The organism is Arthrobacter alkaliphilus (assembly GCF_021483235.1).
Taxonomy (GTDB): domain Bacteria; phylum Actinomycetota; class Actinomycetes; order Actinomycetales; family Micrococcaceae; genus Arthrobacter; species Arthrobacter alkaliphilus.
The window spans coordinates 81,222-102,705 of the sequence record NZ_JAKEEC010000004.1; the positions used below are offsets into that span (position 1 = coordinate 81,222).

Consider the following 21,484-nt stretch of genomic DNA (forward strand, 5'->3'; position numbering starts at 1 on the left):
TCAGGAGGACGCAATGGCCGGTGTAGTGCATTTCGAGATCCCCGCGGATGACAAGGAGCGGGCCAATACTTTCTACCAAGGTGCCTTCGGCTGGATGCTCAACCCCATGCAGGAGATGGATTACACGATCGCCATCACCACGCCCTCGGACCCCCAGACAGGCATGCCGAGCGCACCCGGCGCCATCAACGGTGCACTGTTCCCGCGCTCGGAGGAGTTGAGGACGCCCATTATCACGGTAGACGTCGACGACGTTGACGCAACGCTTGGCCAGATCGAGAGCGCGGGCGGTTCAGTGGTCAAGGGCAAGGAGGCTATTCCGGGCATGGGCTACTACGCGTACTTCAAGGACACCGAAGGCAACATCCTGGGTCTCTGGCAGACCGACTCTTCGGCAGGAGCGCCTGCAGCGGCCGAGTGAGCGGGCCCCGGGACTATTCCCCGAATCGTCCGCGCGCCTCCGCCGGAATCAACGGCTTCTCGGCGCGCACCTTGAGTTCCTGCACCGCCCAGGTGTTTCCGTCCGGATCGCTGAAGCCGAAGAACGTGCCGCCGTCGCGCTCGTCGAAAACGGTGATTTCGCTGGCCTCGACCCCGCGGCTGAGCAGTTCCTCGCGCGCCGCACGCGCATCGGCGACAACAAGCTGGAGTCCCCGCATGGAGCCCGGGGCCATCTCGCTCTGCGCCGGCAAGTCTCCGACGACGATCGAGCACCCTGAGCCCGGCGGGGTCAGCTGCGCTACGTGCATGTGCTCGTTGGTGGTGTTGTGATCGAGGTTGAAGCCTACTTTGTCGCGGTAGAACTCGATGGCCCGGTCGATGTCGCTCACGGGGAGCACCACCACTTCGAGAGTCCAATCCATGGTGCATGTCCTTTCCTTGGCGGTTGTCAGGGCTAGCTTGCCCTGCGTGGCCGTCCCGTGGCTAGACGTACGTCAGACGCAGCCTGCCATCGGCTTGGACCGGAGCACTCCCGACCAAGCGGTAACTTGGTACCTATGAAGTACGCCCAGTCCGTCCTGGACCTCATTGGCCATACACCGCTCATCAAGCTCAACCACGTAACCGGGGATATCAAAGCCACCGTTCTGGTGAAGCTCGAATACGTGAATCCCGGCGGCTCCATCAAGGACCGCATCGCGGTGAAGATGATCGAGGAAGCCGAGCGGGACGGCAAGCTCAAGCCGGGCGGCACCATCGTTGAACCCACCTCGGGAAACACCGGCGTCGGACTTGCCTTGGTGGCACAGCAAAAGGGATACAAGTGCATCTTCGTTGTCCCGGACAAGGTGGGAGAGGACAAGCGTGCCGTGCTCCAGGCGTACGGCGCCGAAGTGGTGGTCACTCCCACCTCCGTGGCCCCGGACAGCCCGCAAAGCTACTACAGCGTCTCCGACCGGCTCGTCTCGGAAATCCCCGGAGCCTACAAGCCCGACCAGTTCTCCAACCCCGCCGCACCTGGCAGCCACTACGAAACCACCGGGCCCGAAATCTGGCGTGACACCGATGGGAAGATCACCCACGTTGTCATCGGCGCGGGCACGGGCGGCACGATCACGGGCACCGGACGGTACCTCAAGGAGGTGTCGGCCCAACGGCCGGAGTCTGACGGCGGCCGGGTCAAGGTCATCGGCGCTGACCCGGAAGGTTCGGTCTACTCGGGCGGGACCGGACGGCCGTACTTCGTGGAAGGTGTCGGCGAGGACATGTGGCCGGCCAACTACGACAAGACTGTGCCGGACAGTGTCATTGCCGTGAGCGACGCCGACTCCTTCGAAATGACCCGGCGCCTGGCCCGCGAGGAAGGCCTCCTGGTGGGTGGCTCCTCCGGCATGGCGGTGGTCGCCGCGTTGCAGGTGGCCAAGGACCTTGGCGAGGAAGCCGTCGTCGTCGTTATCCTGCCGGACTCCGGCCGCGGCTACCTTGCGAAGATCTTCAACGACAAATGGATGCGCTCGTACGGCTTCCTGTCCGGTGGTGAGGAAGCCTCGGTGGGCGAGGTCTTGAAGTCCAAGACAGGCGAAATGCCGGACCTCGTCCACATCCACCCCAACGAGACGGTCCGCGACGTCATCAACATCATGAACGAATTCGGGGTCTCGCACATCCCGGTCCTCTCGCAGGAACCGCCTGTGGTCATGGGCGAGGTCCTCGGCGCCGTCGATGAACGCTCGCTGACCACCAAGCTGTTCCGTGGCGAGGCGAAATTGACCGACAAGATCTCCGAGCACATGGGGGAGCGCCTGCCGGTGATCGGCTCCCTGGAGACCATCTCCCACGCACGCGAGCTGCTGTCCGACGTCGACACCGTCATGGTGACGTTCGTGGGCGCGCCCGTGGGCATCCTGACCCGCCACGACCTTCTCGCCTACCTGAGCAACTGACCCTAGGAGTTCACATGTCTGCAAACGAAGCAGGATTCAACACGCGTGCCGTCCACTCCGGCCAGGATTTCGAACCGCGCACCGGCGCCGTGGTACCGCCGCTGCACTTCAGCTCGACATATGCCCAGGACGGCATAGGCGGATTGCGCGACGGCTATGAATATGGCCGTGGCGGCAATCCCACCCGCGACGCGCTGCAGGAACAGCTCGCAGCGCTCGAGGGAGGCTCCCACGCCTACAGCTTCAGCTCGGGCCTCGCCGCCGAGGACTCCCTGATCCGTGCAGTTGCCCGCCCCGGCGACCACATCGTGCTCGGCAACGATGCCTACGGTGGAACCTATCGGCTCATCAACCGCGTCCTCGGCGGCTGGGGCATCGGCAACACACCGGTGGACATGTCCAACCTTGACGCCGTAGCCGCCGCCGTCGCAGCGAACAAAACCCGCATCGTGTGGGTGGAAACCCCGTCCAACCCGATGATGAAAATCACCGATATCGAAGCGCTCGCCAAGGTAGCGCACGACGCCGGTGCCCTCCTGGTGGTCGACAACACCTTCGCCTCCCCCTACTTGCAGACCCCGCTCGCCTTGGGTGCCGACGTTGTGGTCCACTCGACCACCAAGTACATCGGCGGCCACTCTGATGTGGTGGGCGGCGCAATCGTGGTCAAGGACTCCGAGCTGGCGGAGAAGATCGGTTTTGTGCAGTTCGCTGTCGGTGCCGTGTCCGGACCCATGGATGCGTTCCTCACTACCCGTGGCCTCAAGACGCTCGGCGTGCGGATGGACCGGCACAGTGAGAACGCCCAGGCCGTGGCCGAGTGGCTGCTTGAGCGCCCGGAGGTTGAAGCCGTGCTGTATCCGGGACTGCCGTCCCACCCGGGCCACGAGCTCGCGGCGAAGCAGATGAAGAAGTTCGGCGGCATGATTTCCGTGCAGTTCAAGGGCGGCGAGGCCGCGGCCCGCAAGGTGGCGGAGTCCACCCGGGTCTTCACGCTGGCGGAGTCCCTGGGTGGCATCGAGTCGCTCATGAACTACCCCTCGGAGATGACGCACGCTTCGGTCAAGGGCACTGAGCTGGCCGTGCCGGTCAACTTGATCCGGCTTTCCTGCGGCATTGAGGACGTCGAGGACCTGATCGCCGACCTCGAGCAGGCGATCAGCAACATTCCTGGCTGAGTGCCCGCGCCTTCCTGACCTTCCTTGATCAACGGAACGGCCGGGACACGCCAACACAGCGGCGTGTCCCGGCCGTTTTGTGTTCAAAAGAGGTCAGGAACGGCGCTCCCAGGGGACGAACCAGGACGTAAAAGGTCTAGCTTTCTTTAGAAAAGCCAGCTAATCTCGGACCATGCCATTACGATCCGATTGGTCCGAGCGGACGTGCAGCCTCGCGCGTGGCCTCGATATCCTCGGCGACCCCTGGGGCAGCCTGGTGCTACGGGAAGTCTTCTTCGGCAACGGCCGTTTCGATGCCATCAAGACCCGTCTCCACATCGCGGACAACGTCCTCAGCAAAAGGCTTGCATGGCTGCTCGAGGCGGGACTGCTTGCCCAAAAGCCCTACCTCGACGGCGCCCGCACCCGCCAAGAGTACGTCCTCACCCCCAAGGGCGAAGATGCCTTGCCCGTCCTGAACGCCATCATCCTCTGGTCCGAGAAACATCTCGACGCGCCGGCGGAGAACGCCCACATGCGGGTGATCCACAAGGATTGCGGGCTGCCGACGGACTCGGCCGACACATGCACCCACTGCGGGACCCGCCTGACCGCGGCCAACACCAGCTGGCATAGCTTCACGCGGTCCGAACGCCCGATGGCCTTGGCCACAGCTCCCGCCCCAAGCGACCTCCCGAACGAATCGGAGCCCTTCGCATGACCGCACCCAACCCCACCAAAGTTTCCGCCGGCAGATCAACCGGCAATGCGCCCCGGAAGCGCCGCCTCCACCCCGCCTGGATGGTTGCCGCCGTCGCGTTCCTGGCACTTGTCGGGGCAGCCGGTTTCCGGGCAGCGCCCGGCGTGCTCATGGTGCCGCTGCAACAGGAATTCGGCTGGTCCACAACGGTCCTGTCGCTGGCTGTCAGCATCAACTTGGTCTTGTTCGGCCTCACGGCGCCCTTCGCCGCCGCACTCATGGAACGGTTCGGGATCCGCGCCGTCACCTCTGTTGCCCTCTGCCTGATCGGGCTCGGTTCGGCATTGACCGTGTTCGTGAACCAGTCCTGGCAGATCCTGCTGACCTGGGGCGTGCTGATCGGTCTCGGTACCGGTTCGATGGCCTTGGTCTTCGCGGCCACCATCGCCAACACCTGGTTCTCCAAGAACCGCGGACTCGTGATCGGCATCCTGACGGCGGGCAGCGCAGCCGGGCAGCTCGTGTTCCTGCCCTTCATCGCGGTGCTTGCCCAGAGCCCTGGCTGGCGCGGCGCCTCCCTGCTCATCGCGGCCGGAGCGCTTGCGGTCGTGCCGCTCGTGCTGCGCTGGCTCAAGAACTCGCCCGCCGACGTCGGGGTCCAGCCTTACGGTGCCGAAGAATACAGTGCCGAAGTGCAGCCGACGACGGCGGAGCCCGCCGCTGTCCCGGATGTCGCCGATGCTGACGGCACCAGGGCGCCCAATGCGGCGGTGCGGGCACTGCAGGTCCTCAAGCGCGCCAGCAAAGTGCGCACCTTCTGGGCCCTTGTTGCGGGCTTCGCCATCTGCGGTGCCACCACTAACGGCCTGATCGGCACGCACTTCATTCCTTCGGCGCACGACCACGGCATGCCGGAAACCACAGCGGCGGGCTTGCTGGCCGTCGTCGGGATCTTCGACATCGTGGGCACCATCGCTTCCGGTTGGTTGACGGACCGCTTCAACCCCAAGGTGCTGCTGGCCGTGTACTACCAGTTCCGCGGGGTCGGGCTGCTGGTGCTGCCCGTGCTCCTGGGCTCGACGGTGCAACCCAGCATGATCCTGTTCGTCGTGGTGTACGGCCTGGACTGGGTGGCCACCGTTCCCCCGACGGCGGCCATCTGCCGGAAGGTTTTCGGTGCGGACGGATCCGTCGTGTTCGGATGGGTTTTCGCCGCGCACCAGCTTGGCGCCGCCGGAGCAGCCCTCCTGGCGGGATACATCCGCGACACCACCGGGCACTACACCTATGCCTGGATCGGCGCCGCGGCGATGTGCACGGTGGCAGCTGTGATCAGCGCATCGATCCGCAAGGACGCCGGAAAGAAGGACCCCGTGCCGGTCGGTGCCTGAGGCGGGACGCCGGCGCGGAACCGCTTAGCGGAACGCCGGAAGGCCCGTGATGTGCTGGCCCAGGATCAGCGTGTGCACTTCGTCCGTCCCCTCGTAGGTCCGCACCGATTCCAGGTTGTTGGCATGGCGTAGCGGCGGGTAATCCAGCGTGATCCCGTTGCCGCCCAAAATGGTGCGGGCCTCGCGGGCGATCCTGATTGCCTCACGCACATTGTTGAGCTTGCCCACCGAGATCTGCTCCGGGCGCAGCTTGCCCGCATCTTTGAGTCGTCCAAGATGCAGCGCGAGCAGGGTGCCCTTCTGGATCTCCAGCACCATGTTGACGAGCTTCTCCTGGGTCAACTGGTAGCTGGCCAAGGGTTTGCCGAATTGCATGCGGCTGCCGGCATATTCGAGTGCGGTCTCGTAGGAGTCGCGGGCAGCGCCCATGGCACCCCACGCAATGCCGTACCGCGCCTCGTTAAGGCACGAGAACGGTCCGCGGAGGCCCAATGCACCCGGGAGGAGGGCCTCGGGACCCAGCCGAACGGCGTCGAACTCTATATCGCACTGGATCGAGGCCCGCATGGAGAGCTTCGAGTCGATGGGGGAGACGGTGACCCCCGGAGTTCCGGCCGGAACCAGGAAACCCCGGATGCCGTCGTCGGTGCTTGCCCACACCACCATGACGTCGGCGATCGATGCCATCCCGATCCAGCGTTTCGAACCGTTCAGGACCCAGCCGGCGTGGTCGCCTGTCCCGTCGCGGTGCGCAAAGCTGGCCATGGACGACGGGTCCGAACCCGCCGTCGGCTCCGTCAAGGCAAAGCAGCCGATCAGTTCGCCGGCAGCCATGCGGGGGAGCCATTGTTCCTTTTGGTCTTCGCTGCCCCACGTGTGGATCGCAGTCATGGCCAGTGAACCCTGGACCGACACGAAGGTCCGGATGCCGGAATCGCCGGCCTCGAGTTCCATGGCGGCAAGGCCGTATTCGACGGCGGTGCGGCCTGGACAGCCGTAGCCCTCCAGGTGCATTCCAAGGACGCCGAGTTCACCCAGTTCTGCCGGCAGGTCCCGCGGGAACACGGCGTCCTCGTACCAGCGGGCAATGTTTGGCCGGATCCGCTGGTCCGTGAAATCCCGCACCTTCTCGCGAAGCTCCAGTTCCTCGGAACCCAGGAGGGAATCGAGGGCAAGGACGTCGGAGGTATTCGTCGTTGAAAGGCTCATGCCAGCATCCTAAGGCCGGACATGTTCCCCCGGAGCGGACCCGGGGACCGCCGGCGCCGGCGCGGCACCCGGGCCGTGCCAGAATTGAGCCATGGCCGCGGCGGACGTGAACGCAATAGGACTGCCGCTACCGGCAGTCAAGGGAATCGGGCGACCCCGGATTCTGGCGGGGCTGGTCCTGGCCCTGCTGCTGCCCTCCGCGATCGAAGCCATGGTCTTCGCGCTGGATTACCGGAACTTCGCGATGATCATGCTCTTCCAACTGGCCGTCTCCGCCGCCGTTGCCGCAATCGGGGGATTGTGGCCGGCCGTGGTGTCCGCCGTCCTGGGCAGCATGCTGTTGAACTACTTCTCGGCCGAACCCGTGGGCTCCCTCTCCATCGCCGACCCCGCCACGCTTCTCACCCTGGTCATCTTCCTTGCGGTGGCCTGCGGCGTGGCGCTCGCCGTCGGTTTGGCGACGCGGCGAGCCCAGGAAGCCGCGCACTCCGGGGCCGAGGCGAGGGCCCTGAGCGAATTGGCCCTCCGTATCCTGAGTTCGGACGGCAGCCTCGAGTCATTCCTGGACAAGATCCGCGTGAACCTCGGCATGGAAGCGGTGACGCTGCTCTCCACGTTTGACTCGCCGGACGCCCCAGGCCCGGCGTGGAAGGTCGTTGCAAGCTCCGGGATCCAGCCGCCGGTGAACCGTGCGGCCGCCGACCACGCCGCCGTCGTCGATCGCAACTACACCCTCCTGCTGCGCGGCGGACCCCTCTCCGAGCAGCACCGCCGCATGCTCGCCGCCTTCGGCGCCTTCGTGGTGGCGGTGCGTGAGCGCCAGCAGTTGGTCAAGAGCAGGCAGGACAACGCGCGCCTGGCGGAAGGCAACAAAATGCGGACTTCCATCCTCCGCGCCGTCTCCCATGATCTCCGAACTCCTCTGGCGGGCATCAAGCTTGCCGTCAGCAGCCTGCGCCAGGAAAACGTGACCTTTGCCCCCGAGGAAGAGCGCGAACTCTTGGCCACCATCGAGGACTACGCGGACCGCTTGGACCACTTGGTGGACAATTTGCTGGACATGTCCCGTATCACCGCGGATGCCGTGAACCCGCTGCTGCGTGGACTGGGCTGGCACCAGATCCTGCCGGAGGCTTTGCGCGGGGTGCCCGAGGAGCGCATCCGCAACGAGCTGCCGGCCAACCTTCCCTATATAGAGGCCGACGCCGGGATGCTGGAACGCGTCGTGGCGAACCTCGTGGAGAACGCGGTGAAATACGCGCCTGATTCCGATGTTGTCCTGGTGGCGCGGACCGGCGGGGGCATCATGGCGGGTGGCCGGCCGGCAAGCGAACTGCGGGTGATGGACCATGGCTTGGGGATCGCCCCCGCGTCCGTGATGGAGCTTTTCCAGCCTTTCCAGCGGCTTGACGATTCTCCATCCAGCCGGGACGGCCGCAGCGGAATCGGCCTGGGACTCGCTGTCGCCAAGGGATTCACCGAGGCCATGGGCGGTACGCTCATGGCGGAGGCGACGCCGGGAGGCGGGCTGACCATGGTGGTCACCCTCCCTTTGTGGACGGGAGAACGGCCATGAGCCTCGTGCTGATCGTCGAGGATGAGGCCCAGATTGCCCGGGCAATGCAAATCAATCTCCACGCCCACGGCTACCGGGCCATCAGCGTCGGCAACGGCGCAGACGCGCTCAAGGCGGCGGCCCAGCAGCCCGTGGACATCGTGGTGCTCGATCTTGGCCTGCCCGACATGGACGGCGTGGACGTGATCAAAGGCATCCGCGGTTGGAGCACCATGCCCATTATCGTGTTGTCCGCCCGGCACGGCTCGGAAGACAAAGTGGAGGCCCTCGACGCCGGGGCCGATGACTACATGACCAAGCCCTTCGGCCTGGACGAACTCCTGGCCAGGCTCCGCGCGGCCTCGAGGCGGGCAGCGCCCCGGCATGAAGCGCCGACGCTCGAGACCGCCGATTTCCTGGTTGACCTGGCCGGAAAGAGGATCACCAAAGACGGCGCCGAAGTCCGTTTGACGCCCACGGAATGGAACATCCTGGAATTACTGGTGCGCAATGCGGGACGGTTGGTCAGCCAGCAGCAGCTCCTTACCCAAGTCTGGGGACAGGCCTACGCCAAAGAGACCCAGTACCTGCGGGTCTACATTGCCCAGCTCCGGCGCAAGCTCGAACGTGACCCGGCACAGCCGCGCCATCTCCACACCGAGGCCGGCATGGGATATCGCTTCGATCCGTAGTTGCGTACGTAGACTGTTGTCATGGAAACCGCATCGTTGCTTGCTGTCTGCCGGGTACACGAGCTCCTCCCCGATCCCGAGGGGTCGGTAGGAGTGACGGCCATTGACAAGCGCCCCGTTGACGGTCCGGTGAAGGTCCACAAGCTGGGAATCCACGGGGACATCCAGGCCAGCCGGATTCACCACGGCGGCGAGGACCAGGCACTTTACGCCTACTCGCAGGCCGATGCCGACTACTGGGCGAAGGAACTGCAGCGGGACATGCCCGCCGGGATCTTCGGGGAGAACCTCCGCGTTGCCGGGATCGAGACCAGCGGCGCCGTGATCGGCGAACGATGGAAGATCGGCCTGGACGTCGAAGTCGAGGTCACCTCCCCGCGCGTGCCGTGCGCAACGTTCCAGCGCCGCATGAATGAACCGCAGTGGGTCAAGCGATTCACCGACGCAGGGCGGGTGGGTACCTACCTGCGAGTCGTGAAGACCGGCTCTATTTCGGCCGGGGACTACATACACAAACTGTTTGTGCCGAAGCACGGCATCACGGTGGGGCAGTGGTTCAGCAACCCCAACCTCGATGACATGCAATTGCTCCTCGACGCCGAGGCTGATGGCGAAGTCCTGCTGCAGTCCGACTACCATGAGACTTTCGAGAAGCTCATGCGGCGCAACGGCGTGGACGCCTGAAACCGGGCTTTGTGCGCAAGCTCACCGCCGCCGTCGGCCGTTAAGTCGCCGCGGGGCCGGTCTGTGCCCTACACTAGATGTATCCCCCACTCCGGAAATCCCTTTTTCCTGCCCAATTTTTGAGGCAGGACTGGTCAGTGTTGGGGCCCGCAAAATGTGTGTGGGCAGTTTCATAGGGAGAGCCGGGCGAAGAAAACGCTGTACAGACTGCTGAGATAGCAGCCAAGAGATGCAGCGGGAAGTCCTGCCATGGGATTGCGACAGCGCCGGACTTCTTGCGAGCACCAGAGCCTCCTGGTTCTTTTGCCCGCAACGTGTACTGCGGCCAAGCCCAACCGGGCCGCGCCGACTGGCCCCCTATGGATGAGGAACCCTTCCCACATGCCCGAAAACCTTAACGACCCGTTCGCCGCCGAGTCTGCCGAAGCAGCAGAGACCGCCGTCGAGGGCACCGAAACCGCACCCGCCGAGTTCATCGAGGCTGCGGCGCCCGCTGAGGCTCCGGCCTCCGCCAAGGCCGAATCACCTGTCGACGACGAGGAAGAGGGCATCCGCTTCGTCGACCTCGGAATCGACCCCCGTGTCCTGGCCGCGCTGCAGGACGTCGGTTACGAGAAGCCGTCTCCGATCCAGGCAGCAACCATTCCGCTGCTCCTCGAAGGCCGCGACGTGGTCGGCCTCGCCCAGACCGGTACCGGTAAGACTGCGGCATTCGCAGTACCGGCACTGTCCCGCCTGGCCGAACTCCACGACCTCAACGGCCCGTCCCGCAAGACCCAGGCCCTGGTCCTCGCTCCGACGCGCGAGCTTGCGCTCCAGGTTGCCGAGGCCTTCACCTCCTACGCCAAGCACATCGATGACTTCACGGTTCTCCCGGTCTACGGTGGCTCCGCCTACGGCCCGCAGCTTGCAGGCCTGCGCCGCGGTGCACAGGTTGTTGTCGGTACCCCTGGCCGCGTCATCGACCACATTGCCAAGGGCTCCCTGGACCTGTCCGAGCTGCAGTACCTCGTCTTGGACGAAGCCGACGAGATGCTCCGCATGGGCTTCGCCGAGGACGTTGAGCAGATCTTCCAGCAGACCCCGGAGGACCGCCAGGTTGCGCTCTTCTCTGCCACGATGCCGGGCCAGATCCGCCGCATGTCCAAGCAGTACCTGAACGACCCCGCCGAGATCTCGGTCAAGTCCAAGACCACCACGGGCGCCAACACCCGCCAGCGGTACCTGCAGATCATGGGCCCGCACAAGCTCGATGCCCTGACCCGCATCCTCGAGGTGGAAGAGTTCGACGGCGTTATCGCCTTCGTGCGGACCAAGATGGCTACCGAGGACCTGGCTGACAAGCTGAAGTCCCGCGGCTTCCAGGCTGCCGCCATCAACGGTGACATCCCGCAGCAGCAGCGCGAGCGGACTGTTGACGCGCTGAAGGAAGGCCGCATCGACATCCTGGTGGCCACCGACGTCGCGGCCCGTGGCCTTGACGTTGACCGCATCAGCCACGTCATCAACTACGACATCCCGCACGACACCGAGTCTTACGTCCACCGCATCGGCCGTACCGGCCGCGCCGGGCGTAGCGGCGATGCCATCCTGTTCATGACCCCGCGGGAGAAGTACCTGCTGCGTTCGATCGAGCGGGCCACCCGCCAGCCGGTCGAGCAGATGCACCTGCCCACGGCCGAGACGGTCAACACCTTGCGCCTCGGCAAGTTCGCGGACAAGATCACGGAGACCCTCGAATCCGAAGACGTTGCGGCGTTCCGCGACTTGATCGCTTCCTACGAAGAGGAGCACAACGTTCCGGCTTCGGAGATCGCCGCCGCGCTGGCCGTCATGGCACAGGGAGGCCAGCCGCTCCTGGTCAAGGAACTGCCGGCCGCACCGGAATTCCAGAAGCGCGAACGCTCCAAGGACGGCTTCGGATCCCGTGGACCCAGCCGTGCCCTGACCGAGGGCAACGCCACCTACCGGATCGCCGTCGGACGCCGTCAGCGCGTCCTGCCGGGTTCGATCGTTGGCGCCATTGCCAACGAAGGAGGCATCTCCTCGTCTCAAATCGGCGGCATCGACATCCGCTCGGACCACTCCCTGGTGGAGCTCCCTGCGGACCTGAGCCCCGAGCAACTGCGTGCACTGTCCCGCACCCGGATCGGCGGCGAACTGATCCACCTCGAGCTCGACAGCGGCCGCAAGCCGGCCTCTGAGCGTGGTGGTTACTCCGGCGGTGGACGCGGTGGAAACTTCAAGGGCAACGGCGGCTTCAAGAAGGAGTTCCGTAAGTCTGATGGCGACCGCGGCGGCTACTCCGGTGGCGAGCGTTCCTCCGCCGACCGCGGCGGCCGTTCCTACAGCGAACGCAACAGCGCCAGCGCGGGCAGCTACGGCGACCGTGGCGGACGCAAGCCGCGCACCGGCGGCGACCGCGATTTCAACCGCAAGGGCAAGTGGTAAGCAGGACTAGTTCCTGGGTTTTCCCGCCAGGGGCCGGCTTTCGAGCCGGCCCCTGGCTGTTTAAAGCTGTTATTGGGGCCGGGCGGGTTCGGGCATTCCTGGCCGCAGCGTATTCCCCGGTTTTGCCGGCCCAGAGGTCCAAAAATGCCCCACGCGCCGTGTCGCAAGCCCCTTTCCAACCCAAACCTGGGGAGGACCGTCCGGGCACGACGACGGCCCGTCAGGGCACGGCGACGCCGGTCCTCTAATCGCGGCGACGCGGATGCTCCGGACGTGCCTGACTCAGTCGGTTTAATGCCCAAGAATCCGGGACGGAAGCAACTTATGTCGGTGCCGTTTTTCCCCGTCCTGCCGCCGATTTGTGGCCTGAGAAATCGTCGGGTAGAGTATTTACTCGTTGCCCCCCTAGCTCAGTGGTAGAGCGCGTTCTTGGTAAGAACGAGGTCACCGGATCGATTCCGGTGGGGGGCTCTGAATGAGGGCCTGTGTCAAGGCGGTTTTGACCGGCTTGACACAGGTTTTTCTCATTCGTGGCGGTGTAGCTCAGTTGGTTAGAGCGCACGACTCATAATCGTGAGGTCGGGAGATCGAGCCTCCCCACCGCTACCATTTCAGTAGGCCAGAAGCGTTTCGCTTCTGGCCTACTGTTTTTTGATGCGGGTCCGGAATTTTATCCCGGAAGTCTGCTGGATGCTAGCCGTAAAGATATCGTAAAGATCCTGCTGAACAGCTGGGAGCTCAGAGGTCTGCCGATAGGGTTTAGAGACGCCGCCACTTGGGTTTCCCCCAATCCCCAGGTGGCGGCGCCTCCGAAGTCCGGCCTCCAGAGCCTGCGCCTCAGAGCAGGGCCTCAGGCAACCGGCTCTGCGTTCTTAGAGGAATCTTGATCTCTTCTTAATGCTTCCCTGAGGTTCGCCCTATACAGGGCCCGTTTCGTATGTCGGCTATCTCCAGTTACGATCAGGGGGTTGTTCCCATCGAAAGGGCACCCCTGCTCGTGGATTTTGGCCGCTATTTCCTGGACCTTGTAGTCTTCGTCGGCATCACAGGGGTGCTGATGTGTTCCTTCCACCTGTTCGTGCTGTGGCACAAGAAGCAGAAGTACTCGAAGCTGTCGCGCCCCGACTCCCGGGCGCTGCCGGGACGCGATGCGGGAGCCCGTCCGGACCCCGCACGTATTTGAGATCGACCTGCAACCATCAAGCTCGCCGGAGGATCCGCTCCTAGTTCAGTGCGATGACCAGCATCTGGTTGGTGCCCGGGATGCATGTCTGGAGTATGGCGCGGGGAAAGCCCCCGAATACCGCGGCGACGTTGTTGGTTGTCCCGCCCTGAGGCACCTGGCCGCGGGCTGTCACGGTGTACGTGCCGTAACCGGGGATGCTCACCGTCTCGCCGACGCCGATGCCTGAGAATCGCGCCCACCCACCGCAGAAATCATGCTCCGTGATGAACAGCGAGTACGCGTCCGTGGGGGTGAAATGGATCGGGCCGATGCAGCTATCCACAGCGGCCTGGCCGCCTGAACCCGCAACATAGATGGTCCGCACCGCGCGGGCAGGAGCGGGGGCAGGAGCGGGAGCAGGAGCAGGAACAGGCCCCGGAGCAGGGGCGGCCGGTGCCGCGGGTGCCGGAGCCGCAGCCACCGGAGGTCCCGTCAGCTTCAGCACCTGGCCCGGCACAATCACGGAATACGCGCCGAGCCCATTGGCAGCCAGCATCGCATCGACGTCGACGCCGAACCGGGCGGCTATCGAGCCAACCGTGTCGCCGCTGACCACGGTGTAGGCGTTCGTGTCGGGCGAAGGATCGGGAGCGGGAGCAGGAACAGGAGCAGGCGCTGGAGCGGGCTCAGGAGCAGGCGCAGGCGCGGGTGGAGCGGCGGCTGCTGCCGGCGCCGGTGCGGGCCCTGAGGGCGCGACGGCGGCCGGGGCCTGTTTTTGTACCGGCGCCTGCGTGATTGTCGGTGTGGGACCGCCGGCGGGTGTCGGACTGGCGACGGCCGGCGACGGCGCGGCAATCCCGGCCTCCGAAACGACGTGTGGTGCGACTGCGGCGCTCGTGCCTGTCGGATGGACATGTGCATAGTTCTGCATCGTCACGGCCGCAACGGCGACCAGTACCACGATTGCCCAAGTGGCTAGTGCTGCCTTGTACCTGGCGGCAGTTCTTAGTCCCGCGGATATCAGGGCGAGGAAGGTGGTCCCGCCGTGTCCATACTCCTGCTGAAACATGTCAGTTCCCCGTAGCTCTTCGTTTTTGGGGCCGGCCGGTTGGCCGGCCCGGGAAGTGATACGCAGGCGCTGGTTGAGACCCGTTTGCTTAAATGCGCAGCACCGAGGAAGCTCTCATTTCCGACCATTTCGAACAGGTCCTTCACCGGATGTAAGCCAGCTATTTGGATAAGTCCATCAATGAGATTTACGAAATGAGATATTCCTTTTTCCTGCTGCAGGTGATTTGAGTGTAGGAATGGGAAATTTACTCCACACGAGTGGGTGCCACTTGCTTTTATTTCCGGCCGCCCGCCAAACACTCGCAAGCCTTTCGGTCCGAGTGGGGGTGTCCGGAAGGCTTGGTATCGCGGCGTTCCGGGTCGTGTTGCCGGTTTTGTTTAACCAAGGCTGCTTAGGAATTAGTAGTCATATTTTTTCCCGGACGCGACAAATTCAGCAATTAGTTCCGAAGATGCGAAAAGGTTATTTTCCGCGCGTTTATCCATGTGTCGGGCCGACCTGACCACGCACTTGACCCCGCACTTGACCACTGCGACAGAATGGGTCCATGAGTCGGATCGCAATCATCGGCGGCCACGGCAAGGTGGCCTTGCAACTGTCCCGCATCCTGAGCAGCGAAGGTCACGCCGTCACTTCCTTCATCCGGAATCCGGCACACGCCCCCGATGTTGAAGCGACGGGCGCCCTTCCGGTAGTACTCGACGTCGAGAATTCGACGACGGCGGAGATCGCCGCTGCGCTTGACGGCCACGAAGCCATGGTCTGGTCTGCCGGGGCAGGCGGGGGCAACCCGGAACGTACGTACGCCGTAGACAGGGACGCCGCGATCCGATCAATGGACGCCGCGGCGCAAACCGGCGTGGCCCGCTATGTGATGGTGTCCTATCTCGGCGCCGGGCCCGGCCATGGCGTTCCCGCGGACAACAGCTTCTACGCCTACGCAGAAGCCAAAGCCGCGGCGGACCAGTACCTTCGCGCAACCGATCTCGAGTGGACGATCCTCGGCCCAGGCACACTGACCGGCAACCCGGGGTCCGGGCTCATTGAGGTCAGCCCCAAGGACCCGGGCACGGGCAGGGAAACTTCGCGGGCCAATGTTGCCCTGGTGGCCGCTGCGGCCTTGGAACTGCCGGAGACGGTCCGCCGAACCATCGAGTTCAGGGATGGTTCCGTGCCTGTGGTGGAGGCCCTCACGGCGTTGTAGCTCGCCCCGCCGGGATATGTTGGTAGGGCTAGGCCTCAGCATGTGCCCGGAACGCGGCAGGTGCTGGACATCGCGAGTATGGGGAAATCGGATACATGGACCAGTTGGCACTCATTGTTGGATTGCTGCTTGCGACGGTCGTGGCCGTGGGCCTGGGGGACCGCTTGCGCCTCCCTTACCCGGTGCTGATGCTGTTGCTGGCTGCGGCACTGACCTTCATTCCGGGCTTCCCGGACTTTGAGCTTGCGCCTGAACTGATCCTGCCGATCTTCCTTCCCCCGCTGCTCTTCGCGACGGCCCAGAAAAGTTCCTGGGCGGTCTTCCGTGTCCGGTGGCGGACCCTTCTGCTGATGGCTGTGGCACTCGTCGTGGTTTCGACGGCGGCGGTTGCCGGAGCAGCATGGCTCATGATTCCAGGGATCGGCATTCCCGCGGCGATCGCCCTCGGTGCCATGGTGGCTCCGCCGGACCCCGTCGCCGTCGAATCCGTGGCCGGGCGCGTCCACATGCCGCGCAGGCTCATCACCGTGCTGCAGAGCGAAGGCTTGTTCAACGACGCCGCCGCGATCGTGATCTTCCAGGCCGCGGTGGCGGCCACCCTGTCCGGCACCAAGCTGGGCGCCGGCGTCGTGCTCCAATTCGTCATCGGTGCCGCCCTCGCCGTCCTTGTCGGCATGGCGATGGGCTGGTTGACGAGGCTCATCACCAGACTGGTCACCTCCATGGTGGCCCGAAGTGCCGTCACCCTGGTGGTTCCTTTCGCCGCCTACATCCTGGCGGAAGAGCTGCACGCCTCGGGGGTGATCGCCGTCGTCGTCACTGCCCTCGAGACGCAGCGGCACGCCCGGTCCCAGGACGCCGCCGAGCGCGTGACACGCACCGCTTTCTGGGATGTGGTGGAACTCCTCGCCACGGGCCTGGCGTTCGGCCTTCTGGGACTCGAGATCCGGCATGTCATCCGGGACGAAGGCGCGGCCATATACGGCATGATCGGCCCGGCCGCGGCGGTGTGCGCGCTGGTGTTCCTTGTCCGGTTCGCTTGGCTCGGGCTTTTGGCGATCGCAGCGCGCAAGCGGAAAAACCTGCCGCAGCCGACCTCTGCCAAGGAGGTCCTGATCCTGACTTGGTGCGGCATGCGGGGCCTCGCAACGCTCGCCCTCGCCTTGGCCCTTCCGCTCACCATTGCCGATGGCAGTGATTTCCCCGCCCGTCACGAAATCCTGGTCATCGCCTGCGCGGTGCTGCTCGCCACCTTGGTGCTTCCGGGGCTGACCTTGCCGTGGCTCATGCGGGTGCTTAAGGCATCCGAAGACGGTTCGCACGAAAAGGATGCCGCACGGGTCCTGGCCAAGCGCGCCCAGGCTGCCGCCATCTCCGCGCTCAAGGAACACGATCTGATGAAGGAGCTGCCGGCGGACAAGGTAGCCCTCGTCAAGGAGAAAATGACCCGGCTGCATGCCGAGTTGCTTGACGGGACATTGAAGAACGGGTCGGACGCCGAAAAACGACAGCGCGGCAGGGAACTGGTGATCGCGGTCCAGACGATCGCCCTCGACGCCGCGCGCCAGGAAGTGGTCACCGCGCGGAGCGAACCCGGCACCGATCCGGAAGTGGCGGACCGAGTCCTGCGCCAACTGGACCTCCGGACTATGGCGATGCCGGAATAGCCAAGGGCCCCGACGACTTCCCGGACACCAATGGGCCTACGCCCGCCGCAACACCAGGTCCAAGGAGTTCTCCTCAACCCGGTCCAGGGCGTGGCGCACTGCGCCGATACCCACAATCGCGTCGCCCAGAGGGGAGGCTGCCAACCGCGGGGGAGTGGCGGTGTAGCCGGCCAGCTTCCGGGCGGCAGGCTCCAGAAGGGCCGACGCCGAATCTGCCACTGCGCCGCCGATCACCACGAGCTGGGGGTTGAGCAAAATGGCCACCGTGGAGACCACCCGGGCCAGCCGGTCCGAGAGCCGGTCCAGGATGTCCAGCGCAACCCTGTTGCCTCGGGCGGCAGCGGTGAAGACGTCTTGGGCGCTGACGTCGCGGCCCGGCGCCGCCGCGGTCCGCAGCGTCGTTGCCGACTTTCCCGCTAACGCCTCAGCTCCCCACGCCCTGGCGAGTGCAGCGAGGCCGTCGGCAGAGCCCACGCCCTCCACCATGTCCAGATAGGCCATTTCACCTGCGCCCCCGGCAGTGCCGTGCAGCAAACGGCCGGATTCCAGCAGGCCCGCACCGAAACGCTCACCGGCCAGGAGTACGGCCAGGTCCTGGACGCCCCTGCCGGCGCCACGCCAAGATTCGCCCAGTGCTGCCAAGTTGGCATCGTTCTCCAGCACTACCGCCCATCCGTGCAGATCGTGCAGGGCCTTCTTCAGCCCGACGTCGAACAGTCTCCAGAACGGTTGGCTGACGAGGATGTTTCCGTCGCGGCCCACCGGCGCGGCGAGTCCGACCGTCACCGCAAGGACGCTGTCCGGTGCCACTCCCGCTGTTTCGAGGGCCAGCAGGGCGGTCTCGCTGATGACGCGGATACGCTCCTGGGCTTCGATCTCCCTGGCGGCAAACGGCTTGCTTGCCCGTCCGACCGTTTTTCCACGCAAATTGGCCACGATGACGGTGGTTTTGAGGACGCCGACGTCGATCCCCAGGACACAGCCGGCACTTTCGTCGAGCTCGAAGCGACGCGCCGGGCGGCCCTTCTGGTAGGCGCCGAAATCCCGCTGGTTTTCCAGCTCGCGGATCCAGCCCCGGGCCATGAGGTCTTCGCAGACGGAAAGGGTGGTTGCGCGGGTCAGGCCGGTGGCGTCCATCAACTCGGAGACGGTCACTGCGTTGGAGGAACGGATGGCTTCGAGCACGGTGGCCGCGTTCAATCGGCGGAGCATCTGCGGAGTGGCAGTCGCGATTTCAGGCATGGCTGTTGACCTCCTGTAGATAGGGGTCACATAATACTAGAGGCACTAAATTTAGATTCTAAATAAACGTCCGTCCCCCCAACATCGACAAAGAACAGGATTTCCCTTGTCCTCCACCGTCACGGCATCCCACTCGACCTCAAAGCGATCCGAACAATCCGACCGCATGGCCGATCCGAACTGGTGGCGCCAAGCGGCTGTCTACCAGATCTACCCGCGCAGCTTTGCCGATGCGAACGGCGACGGCTTGGGCGACATCAAGGGCATTACCGCCAAGGTTCCGTACCTGAAATCCCTCGGCATCGACGCCGTCTGGTTGAGCCCGTTCTACCCCTCGGCGCTGGCCGACGGTGGTTACGACGTCGATGACTACCGCAACGTGGACCCCAAGCTGGGCACCCTTGCAGACTTCGATGAGATGGCGGCCGCACTGCACGCTGCGGGCATCAAGCTGATCGCGGACATCGTCCCGAACCACTCCTCGGACCAGCACGAATGGTTCAAGGAAGCGTTGGCCTCCCCGAAGGGCTCCGCCGCCCGCGACCGCTACATCTTCCGCGACGGACTGGGCGAGAACGGCGAGCTGCCCCCGGCGGACTGGGACTCGGTTTTCGGGGGCCCGGCCTGGGAGCGCATCACCGAACCGGACGGCACCCCGGGACAGTGGTACATGCACATCTTCACCAAGGAGCAGCCGGACTTCAACTGGGACAACCCCGAGGTGCGTGAAGACTTCCTGAAAACCCTGCGCTTCTGGTCCGACCGTGGCGTGGACGGCTTCCGCATCGACGTCGCCCATGCCCTCACCAAGCACCTGCCGGAGGTTCTGCCCTCCAAGCACGAGCTGCCCAAGGAAGGCGAAAACGCGTTGGGCGAACACCCGTTCTGGGACCGCGACGAGGTGCACGAGATCTACGCCGAGTGGCGCAAGCTCTTCAACGAGTACAACCCGCCGAGGACCGCCGTCGCAGAAGCGTGGGTCCACGCGGACCGCCGCGCCCGCTACGCCAGCCCCGAAGGACTGGGCCAGGCGTTCAACTTCGACCTCCTCAAGGCAGATTTCGACGCCGGCCAATTCCGCACGATCATCACCAAGAACCTCAGCGAGGCCGCGGCCTCCGGCGCTTCGTCGACGTGGGTCTTCTCCAACCACGACGTCGTCCGCCACGCCACCCGTTACGGGCTGCCCGCGGGCGGCGGCCGGGACGGCGCGGGCCAAGACGGCAAGCAATGGCTGCTCGACGGCGGTTCTGCCGCCGACGTCGACGCCGAGCTCGGCTTGCGCCGTGCCCGCGCCGCGACTCTGCTCATGCTCGCGCTGCCGGGCTCCGCGTACTTGTACCAGGGCGAGGAACTTGGCCTGCAGGAAGTCGGCGACATAGCGGACGGCCAACGCCAGGATCCCGCGTTCTTCCGGAACCCCGGAGTGGACGTCGGCCGTGACGGCTGCCGCGTCCCGCTGCCGTGGACCAGCGAAGGTGCATCGTTCGGTTTCGGTGAGGGACATGCCCACTTGCCGCAGCCCGAGTGGTTCGCAAACTACTCGGTGGAGGCGCAGGAAAACGTTCCGGGATCCACCCTGGAGCTGTACCGCAAGGCGCTGGCACTGCGTTCCGAACTTCGGGCGGCCGAGGAACTTGAATGGATCCCTTCCAGCAACGAGTCGGTGCTGCACTTTAGGCGGCCCAACGGCTGGCAGTCCGTGACCAACTTCGGAACCGAGCCCGTGGCACTGCCGGAAGGCACCGTCGTCGTAAGCAGCGGCCCGCTCGACGGCGGCAAGCTGCCGGCGAACACGACCGCCTGGCTCGTCTAGTCCCTCCATCCAACGCGGGGTCACTTACGGCCCATAAAGTCCCTCGGGATGGGCCGTAAGTGACCCCGCGTTGTGAAAGAGTTGGAAAAATGACTACAAAGAGTGAAACCGCCACGGGCCGGCTCATCTACGGCTGCATGGGTCTCGGAGGCCCTTGGGAGGGCAGCGAATACGGAGCTGCCGAAGTCGAGCAGGCCGCAGCCGCGATCGAAGCGGCCATGGGCATCGGCGTTACCTTGTTCGACCACGCCGACATCTACCGCAGCGGCAAGTCTGAGTCCGTCTTCGGTGAAGTCCTGGCTGGCACGCCGGGGCTTCGGGACAAGATCCAGCTCCAGACCAAGTGCGGAATCCGGCTCAGCCGGCCCGGCGTCGACGGACATTACGACCTCAGCAAGGACGCGATCCTGGAACGGGTCAATGGAAGCCTGGAACGGTTGCGCACCGACTATGTCGACGTGCTGCTGCTCCACCGCCCGGACCCCCTGATGGAACCCGCCGAGGTGGCGTCCGCCGTCGGGCAGCTCATGGCGGAAGGCAAGGTGCGGCAATTGGGCGTTTCCAACATGTCCGGCGCGCAGATCGCCTTCTTGCAGGACCGGTTCGAGGTGCCGATCGTGGCCAACCAGCTGGAAATGAGCCTGCACCGGCGCGCCTGGCTCGAGAGCACCGTCCTGGTCAACCACGACGACGCGCTCGGCTACAGCTTCCCGCACGGCACGGTGGAACACTGCGTCAGCCAGGGGATCGAGCTGCAAGCCTACGGTTCCCTCGCCAAAGGCCGGTACACGGGCTCGACGCCGGAGTCCCCGAGTCCCGCGGACACGGCAACTGCCGCGCTGCTCGCCCAACTCGCTGAGGAAAAGGGCGTCACGCCTGAAGCCGTGTTGCTGGGATGGCTCATGAAGCATCCGGCGCGGATTTCTCCGGTCCTGGGCAGCTCGAACCCTGCGCGGATCGCAGCCTGCGCGGATGCGCCCGCCGTTGCCGCGGCCATGACCCGCGCCGAGTGGTATGGCCTCTGGGTGACCGCGCGGGGCAGCAAGCTCCCCTAGGAACTGAAAAAGCAGCGGACCAGGGAATGATTCCCTGGTC

General features: G+C 65.0%; 18 protein-coding genes and 2 tRNA genes. 16 read left to right on the forward strand and 4 right to left on the reverse strand.

All coding sequences use genetic code 11. From position 1 onward, the window contains the following. Window positions 1–13 precede the first annotated feature (13 nt). Entirely contained in the window at window positions 14–421 is a 408-nt protein-coding gene (locus L0B83_RS04815) for a VOC family protein (RefSeq protein ID WP_234757282.1), read from the forward strand. Window positions 422–434: 13 nt separating this feature from the next. Here L0B83_RS04815 and L0B83_RS04820 read toward each other — a convergent pair whose 3' ends face one another. Continuing rightward, window positions 435–863, reverse strand: coding sequence for a VOC family protein (locus L0B83_RS04820; protein ID WP_234757283.1), 429 nt, complete (start codon window positions 861–863; stop codon window positions 435–437). Between the two features lie 135 nt (window positions 864–998). Between L0B83_RS04820 and L0B83_RS04825 the strand changes: the two genes are divergently transcribed. The 4 genes from L0B83_RS04825 (at window position 999) to L0B83_RS04840 (ending at window position 5,632) form a co-directional block, all read left to right on the forward strand. Next, a complete protein-coding gene (locus tag L0B83_RS04825; protein ID WP_234757284.1) occupies window positions 999–2,384 on the forward strand; it encodes a cystathionine beta-synthase in 1,386 nt (461 codons plus the stop codon). 14 nt (window positions 2,385–2,398) lie between these two features. Then, window positions 2,399–3,562 (forward strand): cystathionine gamma-synthase, encoded by a 1,164-nt coding sequence (locus L0B83_RS04830; RefSeq protein ID WP_234757285.1) that lies wholly within the window; start codon window positions 2,399–2,401, stop codon window positions 3,560–3,562. Window positions 3,563–3,734: 172 nt separating this feature from the next. Beyond that, a complete protein-coding gene (locus L0B83_RS04835) occupies window positions 3,735–4,262 on the forward strand; it encodes a winged helix-turn-helix transcriptional regulator (RefSeq protein ID WP_234757286.1) in 528 nt (175 codons plus the stop codon). Next, window positions 4,259–5,632, forward strand: coding sequence for an MFS transporter (locus tag L0B83_RS04840; protein WP_234757287.1), 1,374 nt, complete (start codon window positions 4,259–4,261; stop codon window positions 5,630–5,632). The genes L0B83_RS04835 and L0B83_RS04840 overlap by 4 nt, the downstream gene beginning before the upstream one ends. A 24-nt stretch (window positions 5,633–5,656) precedes the next feature. On the opposite strand, the gene L0B83_RS04845 is transcribed toward L0B83_RS04840, so the two are convergent. After that, the gene (locus tag L0B83_RS04845) at window positions 5,657–6,841 is read right to left on the reverse strand and encodes an acyl-CoA dehydrogenase family protein (protein WP_234757288.1); all 1,185 of its coding nucleotides are present in this window, start codon (window positions 6,839–6,841) and stop codon (window positions 5,657–5,659) included. A 91-nt stretch (window positions 6,842–6,932) separates the two neighbouring features. On the opposite strand from L0B83_RS04845, the gene L0B83_RS04850 reads away from it, so the two are divergent. The 7 genes from L0B83_RS04850 to L0B83_RS04880 all read left to right on the forward strand — a co-directional run bounded on the left by L0B83_RS04850 (window position 6,933) and on the right by L0B83_RS04880 (window position 13,406). Then, window positions 6,933–8,417 carry a sensor histidine kinase gene (locus L0B83_RS04850; RefSeq protein WP_234757289.1) on the forward strand — a complete coding sequence of 495 codons (1,485 nt, stop codon included), beginning with the start codon at window positions 6,933–6,935 and terminating at the stop codon, window positions 8,415–8,417. Next, window positions 8,414–9,088 carry a response regulator gene (locus tag L0B83_RS04855; RefSeq protein WP_234757290.1) on the forward strand — a complete coding sequence of 225 codons (675 nt, stop codon included), beginning with the start codon at window positions 8,414–8,416 and terminating at the stop codon, window positions 9,086–9,088. Before L0B83_RS04850 ends, L0B83_RS04855 begins: the two co-directional genes overlap by 4 nt. Before the next feature lie 21 nt (window positions 9,089–9,109). Further along, complete coding sequence (locus tag L0B83_RS04860; RefSeq protein WP_234757291.1) at window positions 9,110–9,772, forward strand: MOSC domain-containing protein; 663 nt, start codon at window positions 9,110–9,112, stop codon at window positions 9,770–9,772. Window positions 9,773–10,153: 381 nt separating this feature from the next. Further along, window positions 10,154–12,223: a DEAD/DEAH box helicase gene (locus tag L0B83_RS04865; RefSeq protein ID WP_234757292.1), complete on the forward strand. Its 2,070-nt coding sequence runs from the start codon at window positions 10,154–10,156 to the stop codon at window positions 12,221–12,223. 399 nt (window positions 12,224–12,622) lie between these two features. Next, window positions 12,623–12,694, forward strand: a tRNA-Thr gene (locus L0B83_RS04870). A gap of 61 nt (window positions 12,695–12,755) precedes the next feature. After that, window positions 12,756–12,832: transfer RNA gene (locus L0B83_RS04875), tRNA-Met, on the forward strand. A 328-nt stretch (window positions 12,833–13,160) separates the two neighbouring features. Further along, window positions 13,161–13,406 carry a hypothetical protein gene (locus L0B83_RS04880; RefSeq protein WP_234757293.1) on the forward strand — a complete coding sequence of 82 codons (246 nt, stop codon included), beginning with the start codon at window positions 13,161–13,163 and terminating at the stop codon, window positions 13,404–13,406. A gap of 40 nt (window positions 13,407–13,446) precedes the next feature. Here the strand turns inward: L0B83_RS04880 and L0B83_RS04885 are convergent, their stop codons facing one another. Next, complete coding sequence (locus tag L0B83_RS04885; RefSeq protein WP_234757294.1) at window positions 13,447–14,457, reverse strand: LysM peptidoglycan-binding domain-containing protein; 1,011 nt, start codon at window positions 14,455–14,457, stop codon at window positions 13,447–13,449. Between the two features lie 550 nt (window positions 14,458–15,007). Here L0B83_RS04885 and L0B83_RS04890 point away from each other — a divergent pair. Beyond that, complete coding sequence (locus tag L0B83_RS04890) at window positions 15,008–15,664, forward strand: NAD(P)H-binding protein (protein WP_234757295.1); 657 nt, start codon at window positions 15,008–15,010, stop codon at window positions 15,662–15,664. Between the two features lie 95 nt (window positions 15,665–15,759). Continuing rightward, window positions 15,760–17,331 (forward strand): Na+/H+ antiporter, encoded by a 1,572-nt coding sequence (locus L0B83_RS04895; protein ID WP_234757296.1) that lies wholly within the window; start codon window positions 15,760–15,762, stop codon window positions 17,329–17,331. Window positions 17,332–17,367: 36 nt separating this feature from the next. Here L0B83_RS04895 and L0B83_RS04900 read toward each other — a convergent pair whose 3' ends face one another. Further along, on the reverse strand, window positions 17,368–18,573 hold the full coding sequence (locus L0B83_RS04900; protein ID WP_234757297.1) for an ROK family transcriptional regulator: 1,206 nt from the start codon (window positions 18,571–18,573) through the stop codon (window positions 17,368–17,370). Window positions 18,574–18,739: 166 nt separating this feature from the next. Here L0B83_RS04900 and L0B83_RS04905 point away from each other — a divergent pair, with 166 nt between their 5' ends. Further along, window positions 18,740–20,389 carry a glycoside hydrolase family 13 protein gene (locus L0B83_RS04905; RefSeq protein WP_234757298.1) on the forward strand — a complete coding sequence of 550 codons (1,650 nt, stop codon included), beginning with the start codon at window positions 18,740–18,742 and terminating at the stop codon, window positions 20,387–20,389. Between the two features lie 89 nt (window positions 20,390–20,478). After that, a complete protein-coding gene (locus tag L0B83_RS04910) occupies window positions 20,479–21,444 on the forward strand; it encodes an aldo/keto reductase (protein WP_234757299.1) in 966 nt (321 codons plus the stop codon). Window positions 21,445–21,484: the final 40 nt, after the last annotated feature.